A 17,434-nucleotide genomic window follows, 5' to 3' on the forward strand; every position below is an offset into this window, starting at 1 on the left:
GCGCCATGACCGGACCCGCCACCTTCGGCTTTCGCGACGTCGACCCCGAGACGAAACCCGGCCTCGTCCGGAGCGTCTTTGACCGCGTCGCCGGTCGCTATGACCTGATGAACGACCTGATGAGCGTAGGCGTCCATCGGGTCTGGAAAGACGCGGTCGCCGCGCGGATGAACCCGCAGCCGGGCGAGACCATCATCGACTGCGCCGGCGGCACCGGCGACATGGCCCGCCGCTACGCCCGCATGGCCAGGCGCGCCCAGCTGCGCCGCGGCGGGGCCGACGCCCGCGTCGTGGTGGTCGATTACAACGCCGAGATGGTCCGCGCCGGCCGCGAAAAAGGCGGGGAGCCCGAGATCATCTGGGCCGTCGGCGACGCCCAGGCCCTGCCCCTGCCCGACGCCTGCGCCGACGCCTATTCGATCGCCTTTGGCATCCGCAACGTCACCCGCATCGAGGCCGCCCTGGCCGAGGCGCGGCGCGTCCTGAAACCGGGCGGTCGGTTCCTGTGCCTGGAGTTCTCGCGGCCGACGGCGGCGGCGTTCCGGAAGCTCTATGACGCCTACAGCTTCAAGGTGATCCCGGCGATCGGCGAGAAGGTGGCCGGCGATCGCGCGTCCTATCAGTACCTGGTCGAAAGCATCCGCCGGTTCCCCGACCAGCAGACCTTCGCAAGAATGATCGGCGACGCCGGCTTCAACCGTGTCGAGATCTCGAATTTCAGCGGCGGGGTCGCGGCCCTACATACGGGCCGGGCCGCCTGAGCACCTTCGCCGCCTTTGGGCGCCTGCTGGGCGCGGGCCTGACGCTCGTCAGGTACGACGCGCTGGCGCCGCGTGAATTGGACGCGCTCTATCCGCCAGCCTTGCGTGGCCTGACCCGCGCCCTTCGTCTGCTGAGCGGCCGTGAGGCCAAGCAGGGTCGTCCGGGCGAACGTCTGGCGCACGCCCTGGAACACCTGGGGCCCGTGGCCATCAAGCTCGGCCAGGTGCTGTCGACTCGGGCCGATATCTTCGGCGCGGTCTTCGCCGAGGACTTGTCGCGCCTGAAGGACCGGTTACCGCCCTTTCCGCTTGAAGAGGCGCGTCGCGAGATTGCGCTGTCCCTTGGCCAGCCCGCTGAGACGATCTTCGCCGAACTGGGAGCGGCCGTCGCCGCCGCCTCCCTGGCCCAGGCCCATGAGGCGCGGCTGCACGACGGCCGGCGCGTGGCGGTGAAGGTGCTGCGGCCCGGTATCGACCGCCGCGTCGCCGAGGATTCCGAAGTCCTCGCCCTGGCCGCGCGGCTGATCGAGCGCTTCGCGCCGGCCCTGTCGCGCCTGGAGCCCAGCGCTGCTGCGGCCACCGTGATCCGCGCGACCCAGATGGAGCTGGACCTGCGCTTGGAGGCGGCTGGCGCCGACGAGCTTGGCGAGATCATGGCCCGCGACGGCTATATGGCCGCGCCCAAGGTCGTCTGGCTCGGCGTCGGCAAGCGGGTCCTGACCCTGGAATGGGCGCCGGGCAGGCCGCTCTCCAGTCCAGAAGCGCTCACCCTGCCCGGCCTCGACCGTAAACGCCTCGCCGAACACTTGACCCAGGCCTTCCTCGCCCAAGCCCTGGATCATGGTGTCTTTCATGCGGACCTGCATGAGGGGAACCTGTTCGTCTCGGCGCCCGCAGAGATCGTCGCGGTTGACTACGGCATCATCGGCCGGCTCGGCGCGCCGGAACGCCGCTACCTGGCGGAGATCCTCTGGGGATTCCTGCGGCGCGACTACCGGCGCGTGGCCCAGGTTCATTTCGACGCTGGCTATGTGCCGCGCCACCATAGCGTCGAGGCCTTCGCCCAGGCCTTGCGTGCGGTGGGCGAACCTGTCTTCGGCCGCAACGCCTCGGAAGTGCACATGAGCCGGGTGCTGCTACAGCTCTTCGAGATCACCGCACTCTACGACATGCACCTGCGGCCTGAACTAGTCTTGTTGCAGAAAACCATGATGACCGTCGAAGGCGTCGCGCGCCGGATCGATCCGGAGCACGACATCTGGAAGGCCTCCGACCCCGTCGTCACCCGTTGGATCACCCGCGAACTGTCGCCAGTCTCGCGCGTACAGCGCCTGATCAGCGAGGCCACCGAAGCGCTCCGCGCCATCACTCGGATCGCCGAAGCCCAACAGAAGCCCGTCATGGTCGTCCAGCCGGAGGCGGATCACCGCCGTCTGATCTGGTTCGCGATCGGCGCGGCGGTGGCGGGAGTCGCGTTCGTGGCCGCACAGATCTTCAGCTAGGCGTCATCATCCGCTGAGCGATTGGCCGCAGCGGCCTGGCGGCGGGCCTCGCGGGTCTTCTGTTCGGTCCAGTAGGCCGCGCCCTCGTCCGGCTTGAACATGGTGCGCGGCGCGCCGTCCTTGTTGGCGACGGCGAAGACATTGGCCTTAGCGTCATAGAAGAGCGTGTCGCCATTGGCCCGCTTCAGGGTCTCGACGCCGCGCGGCGGGCTTTCGACGAAGGCGTGCGCCTTGCGGACATAGTCCTTAAGGTCCTTGGCGGCGAAGGCCTCGCCATTGCGGTCGAAGGCGCGCTTGGCGCTTTCCTCGGCCGAGAGGCGCCGGCTGGCCGACCACATGGGCTTGCCGTCCATCACCGGCACCGGATCGTTGCGATGATCCTCTTCCGTCCTCAGGGACGAGGATGATCCCGTCGAGGCGGGGGCCGCGGCGGACGCCGCCGGCTCGTTCTGGGCGACGGCCGACGGGCCGTTGTCACAACCGGCGAGGACCGCCAGGCCGAGAAGGCCGGCGGCGAGAAGAGGCTTACTCCAGGTCATGCGGGGGGCTCCAAGGCGAAGGTTGGAACAAAGAAAGAACAACTTCTGCGGTTTGTCGAGTCCCTTTGTGGCGACGCGACGCATGGCTTAGATGCGTGACGAAACCCGGAGGCTGATCCTTGGCCGAAAAACAGGTCCTGCTCATCGTCGGCGGCGGCATCGCCGCCTATAAGGCGCTCGAGCTCACCCGCCTGCTGCGTAAGGCCGGGATCGGCGTGCGCCCGGTCATGACCAGGGCCGCCGCGCAGTTCGTGACGCCTCTGTCGCTGGCGGCGCTCGCTGAGGACAAGGTCTATGAGGACATCTTCTCCCTGACCGACGAAGCCGAGATGGGCCATATCCAGCTCTCGCGCTCGGCCGACCTGATCGTCGTGGCGCCGGCCACCGCCGACCTGATGGCCAAGGCGGCCAACGGCCTGGCCACGGATCTCGCGACCACCACCCTGCTCGCCACCGACACGCCGGTGCTGATGGCCCCTGCCATGAACGTGCGCATGTGGCTGCACCCTGCGACCCAGCGCAACCTGGCGGCCCTCAAAGCCGACGGCGTCGCCTTTGTCGGCCCCGACGAGGGCGCCATGGCCTGCGGCGAGTTCGGCCCCGGCCGTATGGCCGAGCCTGTGGCGATCTTCGCGGAGATCAGCGCGCTGCTGGCGACCTCTCAGCCCCTGGTTGGCCGCCACGTCATCGTCACCGCCGGCCCGACGGTCGAGCCGATCGACCCGGTGCGCATGCTGACCAACCGCTCCAGCGGGAAGCAGGGTTATGCGATCGCCCAGGCCCTGGCCGCCCTTGGCGCCGATGTGACCTTGGTCAGCGGCCCAACCGCGCTTTCTTCGCCGCCCGGCGTCCGCCGCGTCGACGTTGAGACGGCGCGCGAGATGCTGGCCGCCTGCGAGGCGGCCCTGCCGGCCGACGCCGCGATCTGCGTCGCCGCTGTCGCCGACTGGCGGCCAGAGCACGTGGGCGACCGCAAGATGAAGAAGGGCCCGGGCGGGCCGCCGACCTTCAGCTTGGTGGAGAACCCCGACATCCTGGCGACCCTGGCCCAGGCCGGCGCGCGGCGTCCGCAACTGGTGGTCGGCTTCGCCGCCGAGACCAATGACATCGACGACAATGCCCGCGCCAAGCTCGCCCGCAAGGGCTGCGACTGGATCGTCGCCAACGACGTCAGCCAGGAAGGCGTGATGGGCGGCGACGACAACACCGTGTCCATCGTCAGCGCCGCCGGCGTCGAACGCTGGACCAAGACCGCCAAGAGCGAGGTCGCCCGCAAGCTGGCCGCCCGCATAGCCGAGGCCCTCAATCCGTGACCCCGACCGTTCCGATCCTGCGCCTGCCCCACAACACCGACCTGCCGCTGCCGGCCTATGAGACCCCCGGCGCGGCGGGCATGGACCTGCGCGCCGCGGTCGCCGAAGACGAACCGGTGATCCTGCATCCGGGCGACCGCTTCGCCGTGCCAACCGGCCTGGCTTTCGCCCTGCCGGTCGGCTTCGAAGCGCAGGTCCGGCCCCGCTCGGGCCTGGCCGCCAAGGCTGGCGTCACCTGCCTGAACACGCCAGGCACGGTCGATTCCGACTACCGCGGCGAGGTGAAGGTGATCTTGATCAACCATGGCCCGGAGGCCTTCACGATCCGCCGCGGAGATCGCATCGCCCAACTGGTGATCGCCCCTGTCGTCCAGGCCGCCTGGGTCGAGACCGACAGCCTGGAAGAGACCCAGCGTGGCAAGGGCGGGTTCGGCTCAACGGGCGTCTAGGCTTGCCGCCGATCAGCGCCAGGCCTAGAAACGTGTTCAGTTAAGACTATACAGGCGCAGGCATGAACCCGACCAAGGCTCTTCTCGCTCTTACCGCCCTGCTGTTTCCACTCAGCGCCGCCGAAGCCCAGGTGGGAACCCCTGCACGCACCGCCCTCTTCATCAGCCCCTGCGGCGAACCCTTCCGCGTGGAGGCGCCGCAGGCCTACCCCGTCGGCGCCTGGTTCGCGAAGATCGACAGCAATAACGATCACGCCCTCGACAAGGCGGAGCTTCGGGCCGACGCCGCGGCCTTCTTCAAAGTGCTGGACCTCGACCATGATGGCGTCGTCGCCGGCGTCGAGATCACCAACTATGAGATGAACATCGTCCCAGAGATCCTGGGCATGTACCGCGCTGAGGCGCCTGCAAGCATCATCCGCGTCCAACTGGACGACAACACGCCGGTTACGCGCGACCCCATGGGCGGGCGCATTCAGGATCGCGGGCCCGTGCGCGATCCAGGCCTGGGCATGGAGGGCGCCTCAGCCTTCACCTTCCTGCAGGAACCGCAGCCGGTGAGCGCCTCCGATGGCAACTTCGACCGCCGGATCACCGCCGCCGAGTTCGCAGGCGCGGCCGATCGCCGGTTCCGCCTGTTGGACCGCGACCAAGACGGCAAGCTGACCCTGGCCGAACTGCCGCGCACGGCCGCCCAGAAACAATTCGAGGACGGTGATAAGGGCCGCAAGAAGCGGCGGTCCTAGAGGTGATCACAGGCCGAGTACGGCCTGCATGTCGTATTCTCCAGGCGGCTGGTGCGCCGCCCAGACCGCCGCCGCCAGGGCGCCGCGGGCGAAGAGGCCCCGATCGCGCGAGGAATGCGACAGGGTCAGCACCTCCTGCTCGGCGGCGAAGATCACGCTATGATCGCCGATGATGCCGCCGGCGCGCACCACGGAAAAGCCGATCTCGCCCATGGGCCTCGCACCGGTGATCCCGTCACGGGCGCGGCGTTCCACGTCGGCCAGGTTCACGCCTCGCCCCTCGGCGGCGGCGGCGCCCAGCATCAGGGCCGTGCCTGACGGGGCATCGACCTTGCGGCGATGATGGGCTTCGAAGATCTCGATGTCATAGTCGGCCGGCAAGGCCTGGGCGGCCTTACGCACGAGCCCCATCAGCAGATTCACTCCCAACGAGAAATTGCCGGCGCGAACGACAGCGACCGTCTCGCCCGCCTGGCGGATCGTGTCGAGTTGGGCCAGGTCGAACCCGGTCGTGCCGATCACCAGGGCCGGGCCGCCGCCGGCCGCGAAACGGGCGGCGCAGTAGGCCGCCAGCGCCGTTGAGGCCGCCGCCGTCGTGAAGTCCACCACCACGTCGCAGACCGCCAGGCCCGCCTCCATCGAGACCAGGCCCTCGCCGACGGCGCCCGGACGTCCGAAGCGGGCGACCACCTCGACGCCGGCCTCAGCCTCAGCCGCCGTCGCCACCGCCCAGCCCATGCGGCCGTTGGCCCCAGCGATGGCGATCTTGATCGGTTCGGTGGTCATGGCTTGCGCCTCTGCTATGGCTTTCGCGCAATTCGCCCGCACCGCGGGTTGCGGTCAACCGCCAAGGGGCCAAGATGGCAGGCCCGATCTGGAACAGAATAAGATGAGCGACGCCGAGAAACGCACCTTCACCGACGCAGAGGCGCTCGCCTTCCACCGCTATCCGACGCCCGGCAAGATCGCGATCGTCCCGACCAAGCCGATGGCCACCCAGCGCGACCTGAGCCTGGCCTACTCACCTGGCGTCGCCGTGCCGGTCCTGGCGATCGCCGCCGATCCTGAAGCCGCCTACGACTACACCTCCAAAGGCAATCTGGTGGCCGTCATCTCCAACGGCACCGCGGTGCTGGGCCTGGGCGCGCAGGGGGCGCTGGCCTCCAAGCCGGTGATGGAGGGCAAGGGCGTGCTCTTCAAACGCTTCGCCGACGTGGACGCGATCGACGTCGAATGCCTGGCGACCGATCCCGACGAGATGATCACCGTCGTCAAGAACATCGGCGTCACCTACGGCGGCATCAACCTCGAGGACATCAAGAGTCCCGAGTGTTTCCGCATCGAGTCAGAGCTTCAGGACCTCCTGGACATCCCGGTGTTCCACGACGACCAGCATGGCACGGCGATCATCTCCACGGCCGGCCTGATCAACGCCTGCCACATCACCGGCCGCGACCTGAAGGACATCCGCGTCGTCCTCTGCGGTCCCGGCGCCGCCGGCGTCGCCAGCCTGGACCTGATCAAGGCCATGGGCGTGCCCCACGCCAATGTGATCGCCGCTGACCACCACGGGGTCCTCTACCGTGGCAGGCCGGAGGGCATGAATCAGTGGCAGTCGGCCCACGCCGTCGACACGCCCCTACGGACTCTCGCCGAGGCCATGGTCGGGGCCGACGTGGTGATCGCCACCTCGGTGAAAGGCGCGCTGACGCAAGACATGGTGAAGTCCATGGCGCCGAACCCGATTATCTTCGCCATGGCCAACCCAGACCCGGAGATCACGCCGGAGGCGGTCAAGGAAGTGCGCCCTGACGCCATCGTCGCCACAGGCCGGTCAGACTATCCGAACCAGGTGAACAACGTCCTGGGCTTCCCCTACATCTTTCGCGGGGCGCTCGACGTGCGCGCCCGCCGGGTCAACATGGAGATGAAGATGGCCTGCGCGAAGGCGCTGGCCCAGCTGGCCCGCGAAGACGTGCCAGACGAGGTGACCGCAGCCTACCAGGGCGCCCAGCTGAAGTTCGGCCCGGATTACATCATCCCGACCCCCTTCGACCCCCGGCTGATCGGGTACATCCCGCCCTTCGTCGCCCAAGCGGCCATGGACACCGGCGTCGCCCGCAAGCCGATCGATGACATGGACGCCTATCGCGCCCAGCTGGCGCAGCGACTGGATCCCACCGCGGCTTTCCTGCAGCGCCTGCAGGGCGGGGTGCTGTCGCAGCCCAAGAAGACGATCGTCTTCGCCGAGGGCGAAGAACCATCCGTGATCCGCGCGGCCTACGCCTTCCAGTCGGCGGGACTTGGCGACGCCATCTTGGTCGGCCGCGAGCAGCTGGTGCACGACAACATGCGGGCCGCCGGGCTCAATCCGGACGAGATCAAGATTGAGATCGCCAACGCCCGGGTCTCGCACCGCAACGCCGAGTTCACCGACTTCCTCTACGGCCGCTTGCAACGCGAAGGCTACCTGCGCCGCGACGTGCAACGCCTGATCAACCTCGATCGCAACTCCTTCGCCGCCTCCATGGTGGCGCTCGGCTACGCCGATGGCATGGTGACTGGCGTTACGCGGACCTTCGACGTCTCGCTGGAGGAGGTCCTTCGGGTGATCGACCCTGCCCCGGGAGGCCGGATCATGGGCATGAACGTCGTGCTCTCGAAAGGTCGCACCCTGTTCATCGCCGACACGAACGTCACCGAGCTGCCGGGGCCGAAGGACCTGGAGGAGATCGCCATTGAGGCCGCCCATGCGGTCCGCGTCCTGGGTTTCACCCCCCGTGTCGCCTTTATGAGCTATTCGACCTTCGGCAACCCGAAGGGCGACCGCGCCGAGCGCGTTCGCGAGGCGGTCGCCCGGCTGGACGCGCGCGACGACATCGATTTCGAGTACGAAGGCGAGATGCCCCCGGCGGTGGCGCTCAATCCCGAAGCCCAGGCCAACTATCCCTTCATGCGCCTGACGGGGCCGGCCAATATCCTGATCATGCCCGCCATTCACTCCGCGGCCATTTCGACCCAGCTGATCGAGACCCTGGGCGAGGCGACGATCATCGGGCCGATCGTGCTGGGCCTGTCCAAGGCGATCCAGATCGCGCCGCTGTCGGCCTCTGTCTCGCGCATCCTGCAGCAGGCGACGCTCGCCGCTTACGAGCGGCCTGTCGCCGAGGGTACGATGAACATCTAGGGCGCCGCCCGCCGGGGTTGGGGTTGCGGCTTGCCCGTGCTAACAGGCGCGCCCCCTGACGGACCCCCGCCATGAGCAGCCTCAGCCTCGGCGTCGATTTCGGCACGACCAATACGGTGATCGCGCTTGCCCCGCCTGAAGGCGGCGTCGATCTCGTGCGGTTCGACGCGCCCCGTGGAGCCCAGACAGCGATCCGCAGCGCGCTCTCGTTCCACGCCCCGCCCGCGCGCCCGTCCGACCGCATCATCGAGGCTGGCCCCTGGGCCATCGAGGCCTACGCCGAAGATCCTACGGAGACGCGGTTTCTGCAGTCCTTCAAGAGCTTCGCCGCTCAGGCGAGCTTCAGTGAGACCCAAATCCTCGGCAAGCGTTACCGGTTCGAGGACCTCCTCTCCACCTACCTCCTGAAAGTGCGCGAGCACGCCGGCGGTCTGCTGGCCGACCTGCCGAAGCGCGTCATCGTCGGCCGACCTGTCACCTTCGTCGGCGGCGCGCCGGACGAAGCTCTAGCTCTGTCGCGCTACGACATCGCCTTCCGCCGCATGGGCTTCGAAGAAATCGTCTATGTGCACGAGCCGGTCGGCGCGGCCTTCTTTTTCGCCCGCGGCCTCACCGAGGACGCCACGGTCCTGGTCGGCGATTTCGGCGGCGGCACCTCAGATTTCTCGATCATTCGTTTCCGCCGCGAGGACGGTGTGTTCCGCGCCCAGCCTCTGGGTCGCGCTGGGGTCGGCGTGGCCGGCGACGCCTTCGACTACCGGATCATCGACCATCTGGTGTCACCCGAGCTCGGCAAAGGCTCGAGCTACAGGTCGATGGGGAAAATTCTGCCTGTGCCCCAGCGCTACTATTCGGCTTTCGCCCGCTGGGACCAGCTGGCTCTCATGCGGGCCGGCCGCGACATGCGCGAGATCCGCGGTCTCGCCCGCGACGCCGTCGAGCCAGCGAAGCTGGCCCGCTTGGTGCATGTGCTGGACGAGGAGTTGGGCTTCGAGCTGTACCAGTCTGTCTCACAGCTGAAGATCGCGCTCTCCAGCGCCGAGCAGGCCCAGTTCCGCTTCGTCGCGGATGGGATATCCATCGTCCGCGACATCGCGCGGGAGACCTTCGAAGCGTGGATTGCGCCGGAGCTCGCCCAGATGGACGCCGCCGTGGACCGCGCCCTGGCTGACGCCGGCGTCGAGGCCGGCGCCATCGACCGCGTCTTCCTGACCGGCGGCTCGTCACTGACGCCAGCCGTCCGCGCCATCTTCCACGCGCGCTTCCCTGCCGAGAAGATCGAGACCGGCGCGGAACTCGAGTCCATCGCCTCAGGTCTGGCGCTGATGGGCCGAGACGCCGACCTTAGCCGTTGGTCCGCGTCTACATAAAGCCCTCTACTTCACCGCCTTCAGGGTCGGGCTGTCCAGGTCCAACTCCGCTGCCGGGATGACCTCCAGGGTCGGCAGGTTCGCCTTTAGCGCGGGTGCGAAGGCCTTGGCGTCGCCCGCGATGATCACGCTGGCCTTGGCCGGGTCGAAGCGGTCCTTGGCGAAAGCCTGGACTTCAGGCGCGGTCACAGCTTCGATTTTACGAGTGTACAGGCCGATTTCGTCCAGCGGCACGCCATAGACGGCGAGATTGCCAATGATGTCGGCCAGACCGTCCGTCGTGGCCAGCTGCCGGCCGAAGCCCCCGATCAGCACGGATTTGCGGGCCTTGAGCTCATCGGCGCTGGCCGGGGCGCTGGCAAGCTTCGTCATCTCGGCCTTGATCAGGGTCAAGACTTCGGGCGCGGACTCGTTCTTGGTCTGAGCGCTGGCGCGGAACAGGCCCGTCGTTCGGTTGGTCGCCAGGCTGGAACCCGCGCCATAGCTGAGACCGCGCTTGATGCGGATTTCCTGGTTCAGGCGCGCCGAATAGCCGCCGCCCAGGACGGTGTTGGCGACCATCGCCGGATAGTAGGCCGGGTCGTTCCGGGCGATCGCTGGCGCCACGACGCTGACCGCAGCTTGTCCCGTGCCGGGCAGGTCGACGACCACGGCGCGCGGCCCGGCCTTCGGCGTGATGACCGGGGGGGCGGGCGCGGCGGCGACAGGTTTGGCCCAGTCGCCAAAGGCCTGTTCAGCCAGGATGAATCCCTGCTCAGGCGTGATGGCGCCGGTCAGGACCAGCACGGCGTTGTCAGGTCGATAGTAGGCCTGGTGGATCGTCCTGAGGTCTTCAGGCTTGATCCGCGGCAGCGAGGCGGGCGTGCCGCCGTTGACGTGGCCGGCGGGGGTGCCGGCGAAGATCACCGGTCGGGCGACAAAGGACGAGATCTGGCCGGGATCCTGGTAGGCGACCTGCAGGCCGTCGAGCGCCAGGGCCCGCTGGCGATCCAGCTCGTCGGCTTTGAAGGCCGGATTGCGGGCGACATCGGCCATCACGGCCATGGCGGCGGCCAGCTTGTCAGGCATGACATTGAGGGTGACCGAGGCTGAGTCCGCGCCGCCCGCCGATTGCAGCACCGCGCCCAGGGCTTCCGTCTGGCTGGCCACGTCCTGGGCCGACCGCGTCGCGGTGCCCTCGGTCAGCATGTCCGCAGTGACGCTGGCCGCGCCAGACAGGGTCGCCGGATCAGCCCAGGCGCCAGCCTTGACCGTCAAATCGGCGGTGACCAGGGGCAGATCGCTGGAATGGGCGACGATGACGCGCAGACCATTCTTCAGCGTGCGCTCTATTGGGTTCGGCAGCACCGGCGCGATCGGCGCGCCGAGCGGCGGGGCCGGCGTGCGCTCGGCCACCGGCGCCAGGGTGACCACCCGGCCGGTGAAGGCGCCTACGGAGGTAGGCGGTTTGGGCCTGGGGGCCTCGACCTCACCGGCGGGACGCGCGCCCTCGGCCTGGTAACGGATGGTCATCCGCCGGTCGTCGGCGAGGTACTTGGCGGCGACGCGCTGGACGTCGGCCGCGGTCACGGCCTGCAGGTCGGCCAGTTCGGTGTTGGCGGCCGCCGCGTCGCCGCTGGTCTCCAGCGCATAGCCGAGCGCGAAGCCGCGGCCGTCGATGGACTCGCGCTCGCGCAGCTTGCCGGCGACCAACTCGTTCTTGGCCTCGGCCAGTTCGGCGTCGGTGGGCGAGGCGTCGCGCAGGCGCTTCACCTGGGCCAGAAGGGCGGTCTCGCCCTCCGCGAGGGTGTGGCCTGAGGCCATGATGGCGGCGGCGGCGAACATGCCCGGCTGTTGCGGCATGTCGGCGCTGGTGAAGACCTCCGCGGCGATCTGCTGGTCATAGACGAGGCTGTTATAGAGGCGCGAGGACTTGCCGGCCGACAGGATGGCGTCCAGCACCTTCAGCGCCGGCGCATCCGGGCTGGAGGCCGCGGGCGCGAGCCAGGTGATCGCCACCGCCGGCAGGGGCACATTGGGGCCATAGCCGTCGAAGACGCCGGCCTTCGTCCGCGCCGGCTCCACCGCTGTGACCCGGGTGATCGGTTGGGCCGGCGGCTTCAAGGGCGAAAAGTAGCGGTCGATCCAGGCGTTGAGTTTGGCCTCGTCGAAGTTGCCGACGACGATCAGGGCGGCGTTGTCGGGCCGATAATAGGCGGCGTGGAAGCGCCGCACATCGTCGATGGTCGCCGCGTCCAGTTCCTCGATCGAGCCGATGCCTGGGCGCTTGTAGGGGTGGGTCGTATAGGTCGCCTGCGGCAGCAGCAGGCCGAACAGGCGGCCGTAGGGCTGGGCGAGGATGCGCTGACGCAGCTCCTCCTTCACCACGTCACGCTCGGAGGCGAAGGTCGCCTCGTCGACCACCAGGGCGCCCAGGCGCTCGGATTCGGTCCAGAGCAGGCGCTCCAGATGCTCGGCCGGGACCACCTCATAATAGTTGGTGAAGTCGTCGTAGGTTGAGGCGTTGTTGAAGCCGCCGACGTCCTCGGTCATGCGGTCGATGCTCTCCGACGGCAGGTTGCGCGTCGCCTTGAACATCATGTGCTCGAAGAGGTGGGCGAAGCCCGAACGGCCCTGCGGGTCGTCCTTGGAGCCGACGCCGTACCAGACCTGGACGCTCACATTGGGCGTCGTCTTGTCCAGCGAGGTCAGCACCCGCAGGCCATTGGCCAGCACGCGTTCCTTGTAGGCGATCGGCGGGACGGTCGCCGCCTGCATCGTCTGCGCGAGGGCGACCGGCGTCAAAGCTGTTCCGGCGAGAAGGACGGCGAGGCCGAGGGCGCGGGCGGCTCTGATCATGGAGGACATCCTTAAGGCAGGGCGCGAGCATGGCGCCGCTCAGCGGGTTTGGCGACTTAACGCGGTGTCATCTTTCGGGCTCCGGGCCCGCGAAAACATCGCCCCAGTCGCGCCGCGAGGCCACGGCGTAGGCGGCCTTCTCGCGGCGACCGACGAAACGCTGTTCCAGCCCCTGTGGCGTGCAGAGTTTCAAGGTGACGCCGGGCTTGGCCGAAACCGGCCGCGCCAGCACGCGGGCCGGCGTCGGATCGCTGACGACGCCCGGTCGGGCGGCGAGGACATAGGCGTACTTTTCGTCCTCGAAATTGACCTGGGCGCGCTTGGCCAGCTGATGATCGCGGCTGCGCGGCAGGCGCTGGACGAAGTGGCACCAGTCCCCGGCCGGCAAGGGACAGGCGTCTTCATGCGGGCAGGGGCCCAGAATCTGGGCGCCGGCCTCGATCAGGGTCGAGCGGGCCGCCAGAATCCGGGCGTAGCCGGCCGACGTCCCCGGCTCGATCAAGGCGATCAAGCCCTCGCAGGCCGCCCAAGGACGACCCACCACGCCGGCCTGCTTGTCCGCCGCGATCTCGGCGAGGGCGTAGCTCGCCACCACCAGGTCGGCCGCCGGCAGGGCGGCCCCGCCCGTGAGGTCGACGCGTTCAACATCGGCGGCCCCCAGCACGGGCGCTGCGGCGGCGAGCCGCGCGGCCAGGTCTAGGAAGAGCGGGCTAGAATCTCGCCAAGTAACGGTCTCGATCTGCGGCCAGGCCTCGATGGCGGCCCAGCTCGCCCCGCCCGGCCCGCAGCCGGCGTCGAGCAGGCGGCCGGGCGCGAAGGCGGGCGCACGATCCTGCGCCTCATTGAACACCGCCGCGCAGGCCGCATAGGTCGCCGGCATTCGGGCCAGCGCATAGGCGAGCGCGTCGGACGCGCCGCGAATCACCCCGGCCGAGCCCTTGCCCGCCCGATAGGCGTCGGAGGTCTCGGCCGCGCGGTCCGCCAGATCCCGCCGGGAGACGCCCTGCAGCTCGGCGTCGATGGCGGCCCGCAGGGCGCCGGGCAGCTCCGGCGCCATCAGGCGCCGCGGTTCGCCACGAGGTCGTCCACCACCGACGGATCGGCGAGCGTGGAGGTGTCGCCGAGATTCGTCAGGTCGTTCTCGGCGATCTTGCGCAGGATGCGCCGCATGATCTTGCCGGAGCGGGTCTTCGGAAGGCCGGGCGCGAACTGCACGACGTCCGGCGCGGCGAACGGGCCGATCTCGCGGCGCACCCAGCCCTTGAGCTCCGCCTGCAGGATATCGGTGGCGACCACGTCGGACTTCAGCGTCACGAAGCAATAGATGCCCTGACCCTTCACATCGTGCGGGAAGCCTACGACGGCGGCCTCGGCCACGTTCTCGTTAGCGACGAGCGCGCTCTCGATCTCGGCGGTGCCGAGCCGGTGGCCCGAGACATTGATCACATCATCCACCCGGCCGGTGATCCAGTAGTAGCCGTCCTCGTCACGGCGAGCGCCGTCGCCGGTGAAGTACTTGGCCGGATAGGCCGAGAAGTAGGTCTGGATGAACCGCTCATGGTCGCCATAGACCGTGCGCATCTGGCCGGGCCAACTGTCGATCAGACACAGATTGCCGCTGACCGCGCCCTCCAACACCTTGCCCTCGGCGTCGACCAGCTGCGGCTGAACGCCCGGCAGCGGCAGGGCGCAGGAGCCGGGCTTCATGGGGATAGCGCCGGGCAGCGGGCTCATCAGGATGCCGCCCGTCTCGGTTTGCCACCAGGTGTCGACGATCGGGCAGCGGCCGTCGCCGACCACGCGGTGATACCAGAGCCAGGCTTCCGGATTGATCGGCTCGCCCACCGAGCCTAGCAGGCGGAGCGAACTGCGCGAGGTGCGCTTCACCGGCTCTTCGCCTTCACGCATCAGGGCGCGGATCGCAGTGGGGGCGGTGTAGAAGATCTCCACCTTGTGCTTGTCGATCACGTCCCAGAACCGGGATGACGTCGGATAGTTTGGCGTGCCTTCGAAGATCAAGGTCGTCGCCGCGTTCGCCAGCGGCCCGTAGACGATGTAGCTGTGGCCGGTCACCCAGCCCACGTCGGCGGTGCACCAATAGACCTCGCCCGGCCGGTAATCGAAGACCGCCTCATGGGTGTAGGACGCCCAGGCGAGATAGCCGCCAGTTGTGTGCAGCACGCCCTTGGGCTTCCCCGTCGAGCCCGAAGTGTAGAGGATGAACAGCGGATCCTCGGCGTTCATCGGCTCCGGATCGCAGACGTCGGAGACGTCCTTCTTCAGGTCCGAATAGAAGGCGTCGCGGCCCTCGACCATCGGCACATCGGCGCGGGTGCGGCGCACGACGATGACATCGGTGACGTCAGGGCAGTCGTTCAGCGCCTCATCGACATTGGCCTTCAGCGGCACGTGACGGCCGCCGCGCACACCCTCGTCGGCGGTGATGACGAGGGTCGAGCCGCAGTCCTGGATGCGACCCGCCAGGCTGTCGGGCGAGAAGCCGCCGAACACCACCGAATGGACCGCGCCGATCCGGGCGCAGGCCAGCATGGCGACCGCCGCCTGGGGGATCATCGGCAGGAAGATTGTGATCCGGTCGCCCTTCTTGGCGCCCCTGGCCTTCAGCACATTGGCCATGCGGCAGACTTCGGCGTGCAGCTGGCTGTAGGTGAGCGTGTCGTGCATGTCCGGGTCGTCGCTCTCCCAGATGATCGCGACGTCGTCGGCGCGGGCCGGCAGGTGGCGGTCCAGGCAGTTGGCCGAGACGTTCAAGGCCCCGTCGGCGAACCAGCGGATGCGGAAGTCGTCCTTGTCGAAAGAGACGTCCTTCACCTGGGTGAACGGCGCCATCCAGTCCAGCCGCTCGCCGAGCTTGCGCCAGTAGGCGTCAGGCGCATTGGCCGCTTCGGCGGTGGCCGCCGCAAATCCCGCTGCGTCAATGTGCGCGTGGGCGGCGAAATCCGCCGGGACCGGGAATAGCTGATCATCCGACACGTTGAGCGCTCCTTGCGACTAGGCTCGGGAGTATGCGATCCGGCCCCGTCAGCGCAACCGTGAGGACCCTGCGGGTTGCCCTGGCCGACGCCTACCGTCATGGTCCGCGCGATGTTCTCCCCGGCTTTTCCGCGCGCGATGCTCGGCGCGCTGCTCCTGATGACGGCGGCCTGCAACGGCGATCCCCGTTCGACGGCGTCTGAAGACGTCCACCGGTTTCTGACAGCCGTGGCCGCCGACGACCGCCCCGGTTTCGAGGCGCTGGTCGATCGGCCCGCTGTGCGTGGCGATTTGCGTCGACAGATCATCTCCGTCGCCAAGGCCGAGGGCGTCGAGATCGAGGGCGGCCCCTCGGACTTCGCCCTGGACCGCATGGTCGCGCCGGCCACGCTTCGGCTGGTCGAGGCGGCCGAGGGGCGCGTCGAACCCCCTGACGCCAAGACCCTTGCCGGCCTGCTCAAGACGCTCGACGATGGGAGCGTCTGCCTGCCGGCGGCGGGCCAGGCCGATCGCTGCGTGCTGACCTTCCGTAGCGACGGCAAGTCGCCCTTCCGCCTCGTGGCCATGCGGGCCGCCGAGGCCGCACCGATCCAACCGTCCGTCTCTTAGAGGACCCTCCATGCTGCTGCACAAGTCGACCTGGCAGGAGATCGAAGGCTATCTCGGCCGATCCAGGACCATCGTCGTGCCGATCGGCTCCAACGAGCAGCATGGCCCGACGGGCCTCCTGGGCACCGACTGGATGTGCCCGGAGATCATCGCCAATGAGGCGCAGAAGAGCGCCGACATCCTGATCGCGCCCACCTTCAACATCGGCATGGCCCAGCACCACCTGGGGTTCGGCGGCACCATTTCACTCCGGCCCTCGACCTTCATGCTGGCGATTGGCGACTGGTGCCGCAGCCTGGGCGCGCACGGTTTCACCAAGCTCTATTTCCTGAACGGCCACGGCGGAAACCACTCGACCATTGAGGCGGCGTTTTCTGAACTCTATGCCGAGGCGAGCTTCGCCGGACGGCCACGCGGCTTTTCCTGCAAAGTGCGCAACTGGTGGGAACTGCGCGGCGTCATGAGCTTGGTTAGCCGCCAGTTTCCCAGCGGCCACGGCAGCCATGCGACCCCGTCCGAGATCGCCATCACCCAGTGGGCCTATCCGGACGCGATCAAAAGCGCCAACTATGCGCCGCGCATCGCTACGAGCGGCCCAATCCGCGAGGCCACTGACTTCCGCGCCCGCTACGCTGACGGCCGCATGGGCTCTGACCCAGGCCTCGCCACACCGGAAAAGGGCGGCGAACTGGTGGCCGCCGCCGTCCAGGCCCTGATCGCCGAGGTTCAGGCCTTCGACGCCGAACCCGCGTCGCCCTACCCAGGCTAGACCGTGTAGATCGCGCCTTCGCGCACCTCGACCGGCCATTCGTAGAGCTGGTCCGACATCGAGGGGCCGGCGACACACTTGCCGTCGCTGACGCGGAACAGGGCCGCGTGACCGGCGCAATAGACGTAGCGGCGGTCGGGCGACAGGAAATCGCCCTGTACGCCCAGCTGCCAGTTGGCGTGCGGGCAGGTGTTGAGATATCCCCGCACCGTCTCGCCCTGGCGCACGACGAGGCCGGCGAACACCGCCAGGCCTTCTTCGAACCAGAAGCCCTTGGAGCCGGGATCCTCCAGCTCCTGCACGTCGCACAGCCTCACGCCGGCCTTCGGCTTGGCAGGGTTTGCAGGGCGCCACATG

15 protein-coding genes are annotated in these 17,434 nt (G+C 68.5%); 9 read left to right on the plus strand and 6 right to left on the minus strand.

Annotated features, from left to right (window positions below):
- Positions 1 to 5: 5 nt before the first annotated feature.
- On the plus strand, positions 6 to 761 hold the full coding sequence (locus BN1313_RS00770; protein ID WP_091742056.1) for a class I SAM-dependent methyltransferase: 756 nt from the start codon (positions 6 to 8) through the stop codon (positions 759 to 761).
- Positions 758 to 2,263 carry a 2-polyprenylphenol 6-hydroxylase gene (gene ubiB, locus BN1313_RS00775; RefSeq protein WP_091735227.1) on the plus strand — a complete coding sequence of 502 codons (1,506 nt, stop codon included), beginning with the start codon at positions 758 to 760 and terminating at the stop codon, positions 2,261 to 2,263. The genes BN1313_RS00770 and ubiB overlap by 4 nt, the downstream gene beginning before the upstream one ends.
- Here ubiB and BN1313_RS00780 read toward each other — a convergent pair.
- Complete coding sequence (locus BN1313_RS00780; protein ID WP_091735230.1) at positions 2,260 to 2,802, minus strand: hypothetical protein; 543 nt, start codon at positions 2,800 to 2,802, stop codon at positions 2,260 to 2,262. The genes ubiB and BN1313_RS00780 overlap by 4 nt on opposite strands.
- Before the next feature lie 119 nt (positions 2,803 to 2,921).
- On the opposite strand from BN1313_RS00780, the gene coaBC reads away from it, so the two are divergent.
- The 3 genes from coaBC (at position 2,922) to BN1313_RS00795 (ending at position 5,310) form a co-directional block, all read left to right on the plus strand.
- Entirely contained in the window at positions 2,922 to 4,115 is a 1,194-nt protein-coding gene (gene coaBC / locus BN1313_RS00785; protein ID WP_091735233.1) for a bifunctional phosphopantothenoylcysteine decarboxylase/phosphopantothenate--cysteine ligase CoaBC, read from the plus strand.
- The gene (gene dut, locus BN1313_RS00790; protein WP_091735237.1) at positions 4,112 to 4,564 is read left to right on the plus strand and encodes a dUTP diphosphatase; all 453 of its coding nucleotides are present in this window, start codon (positions 4,112 to 4,114) and stop codon (positions 4,562 to 4,564) included. The genes coaBC and dut overlap by 4 nt, the downstream gene beginning before the upstream one ends.
- Before the next feature lie 62 nt (positions 4,565 to 4,626).
- Positions 4,627 to 5,310, plus strand: coding sequence for an EF-hand domain-containing protein (locus BN1313_RS00795; protein ID WP_245620046.1), 684 nt, complete (start codon positions 4,627 to 4,629; stop codon positions 5,308 to 5,310).
- A 6-nt stretch (positions 5,311 to 5,316) separates the two neighbouring features.
- Here BN1313_RS00795 and dapB read toward each other — a convergent pair whose 3' ends face one another.
- Positions 5,317 to 6,096 carry a 4-hydroxy-tetrahydrodipicolinate reductase gene (dapB, locus tag BN1313_RS00800; RefSeq protein WP_091735239.1) on the minus strand — a complete coding sequence of 260 codons (780 nt, stop codon included), beginning with the start codon at positions 6,094 to 6,096 and terminating at the stop codon, positions 5,317 to 5,319.
- Positions 6,097 to 6,199: 103 nt separating this feature from the next.
- Here dapB and BN1313_RS00805 point away from each other — a divergent pair, with 103 nt between their 5' ends.
- Complete coding sequence (locus tag BN1313_RS00805) at positions 6,200 to 8,497, plus strand: NADP-dependent malic enzyme (RefSeq protein ID WP_091742059.1); 2,298 nt, start codon at positions 6,200 to 6,202, stop codon at positions 8,495 to 8,497.
- 71 nt (positions 8,498 to 8,568) lie between these two features.
- Positions 8,569 to 9,867: an Hsp70 family protein gene (locus tag BN1313_RS00810; RefSeq protein WP_091735242.1), complete on the plus strand. Its 1,299-nt coding sequence runs from the start codon at positions 8,569 to 8,571 to the stop codon at positions 9,865 to 9,867.
- 6 nt (positions 9,868 to 9,873) lie between these two features.
- Here BN1313_RS00810 and BN1313_RS00815 read toward each other — a convergent pair whose 3' ends face one another.
- The 3 genes from BN1313_RS00815 to acs form a co-directional block, all read right to left on the minus strand.
- A complete protein-coding gene (locus BN1313_RS00815) occupies positions 9,874 to 12,705 on the minus strand; it encodes a M16 family metallopeptidase (RefSeq protein ID WP_091735244.1) in 2,832 nt (943 codons plus the stop codon).
- Positions 12,706 to 12,772: 67 nt separating this feature from the next.
- Positions 12,773 to 13,762, minus strand: a complete 990-nt coding sequence (locus BN1313_RS00820; RefSeq protein ID WP_091735247.1) for a small ribosomal subunit Rsm22 family protein — start codon at positions 13,760 to 13,762, stop codon at positions 12,773 to 12,775.
- On the minus strand, positions 13,762 to 15,699 hold the full coding sequence (gene acs / locus BN1313_RS00825; protein WP_091735249.1) for an acetate--CoA ligase: 1,938 nt from the start codon (positions 15,697 to 15,699) through the stop codon (positions 13,762 to 13,764). Before acs ends, BN1313_RS00820 begins: the two co-directional genes overlap by 1 nt.
- 111 nt (positions 15,700 to 15,810) lie before the next feature.
- On the opposite strand from acs, the gene BN1313_RS00830 reads away from it, so the two are divergent.
- Together BN1313_RS00830 and BN1313_RS00835 are read left to right on the plus strand one after the other, a co-directional pair.
- Complete coding sequence (locus tag BN1313_RS00830; protein WP_176695853.1) at positions 15,811 to 16,308, plus strand: hypothetical protein; 498 nt, start codon at positions 15,811 to 15,813, stop codon at positions 16,306 to 16,308.
- A gap of 10 nt (positions 16,309 to 16,318) precedes the next feature.
- Positions 16,319 to 17,077 (plus strand): creatininase family protein, encoded by a 759-nt coding sequence (locus BN1313_RS00835; protein ID WP_091735255.1) that lies wholly within the window; start codon positions 16,319 to 16,321, stop codon positions 17,075 to 17,077.
- On the opposite strand, the gene BN1313_RS00840 is transcribed toward BN1313_RS00835, so the two are convergent.
- Positions 17,074 to 17,433 carry a Rieske (2Fe-2S) protein gene (locus tag BN1313_RS00840; protein ID WP_091735258.1) on the minus strand — a complete coding sequence of 120 codons (360 nt, stop codon included), beginning with the start codon at positions 17,431 to 17,433 and terminating at the stop codon, positions 17,074 to 17,076. The genes BN1313_RS00835 and BN1313_RS00840 overlap by 4 nt on opposite strands.
- Between the last annotated feature and the right edge of the window lies 1 nt (position 17,434).

This window comes from Phenylobacterium immobile (ATCC 35973), from assembly GCF_001375595.1.
GTDB classification, from domain to species: domain Bacteria; phylum Pseudomonadota; class Alphaproteobacteria; order Caulobacterales; family Caulobacteraceae; genus Phenylobacterium; species Phenylobacterium immobile.

Excerpts from the sequence above, each read along its gene's own strand:
- BN1313_RS00770 (WP_091742056.1), top strand. The coding sequence starts at position 6 with ATGACCGGACCCGCCACCTTCGGCTTTCGCGACGTCGACCCCGAGACG.
- BN1313_RS00780 (WP_091735230.1), bottom strand. The coding sequence starts at position 2,802 with ATGACCTGGAGTAAGCCTCTTCTCGCCGCCGGCCTTCTCGGCCTGGCG.
- BN1313_RS00795 (WP_245620046.1), top strand. The coding sequence starts at position 4,627 with ATGAACCCGACCAAGGCTCTTCTCGCTCTTACCGCCCTGCTGTTTCCA.
- dapB (WP_091735239.1), bottom strand. The coding sequence starts at position 6,096 with ATGACCACCGAACCGATCAAGATCGCCATCGCTGGGGCCAACGGCCGC.
- BN1313_RS00805 (WP_091742059.1), top strand. The coding sequence starts at position 6,200 with ATGAGCGACGCCGAGAAACGCACCTTCACCGACGCAGAGGCGCTCGCC.
- BN1313_RS00810 (WP_091735242.1), top strand. The coding sequence starts at position 8,569 with ATGAGCAGCCTCAGCCTCGGCGTCGATTTCGGCACGACCAATACGGTG.
- BN1313_RS00815 (WP_091735244.1), bottom strand. The coding sequence starts at position 12,705 with ATGATCAGAGCCGCCCGCGCCCTCGGCCTCGCCGTCCTTCTCGCCGGA.
- BN1313_RS00820 (WP_091735247.1), bottom strand. The coding sequence starts at position 13,762 with ATGGCGCCGGAGCTGCCCGGCGCCCTGCGGGCCGCCATCGACGCCGAG.
- BN1313_RS00830 (WP_176695853.1), top strand. The coding sequence starts at position 15,811 with ATGTTCTCCCCGGCTTTTCCGCGCGCGATGCTCGGCGCGCTGCTCCTG.
- BN1313_RS00835 (WP_091735255.1), top strand. The coding sequence starts at position 16,319 with ATGCTGCTGCACAAGTCGACCTGGCAGGAGATCGAAGGCTATCTCGGC.
- BN1313_RS00840 (WP_091735258.1), bottom strand. The coding sequence starts at position 17,433 with ATGTGGCGCCCTGCAAACCCTGCCAAGCCGAAGGCCGGCGTGAGGCTG.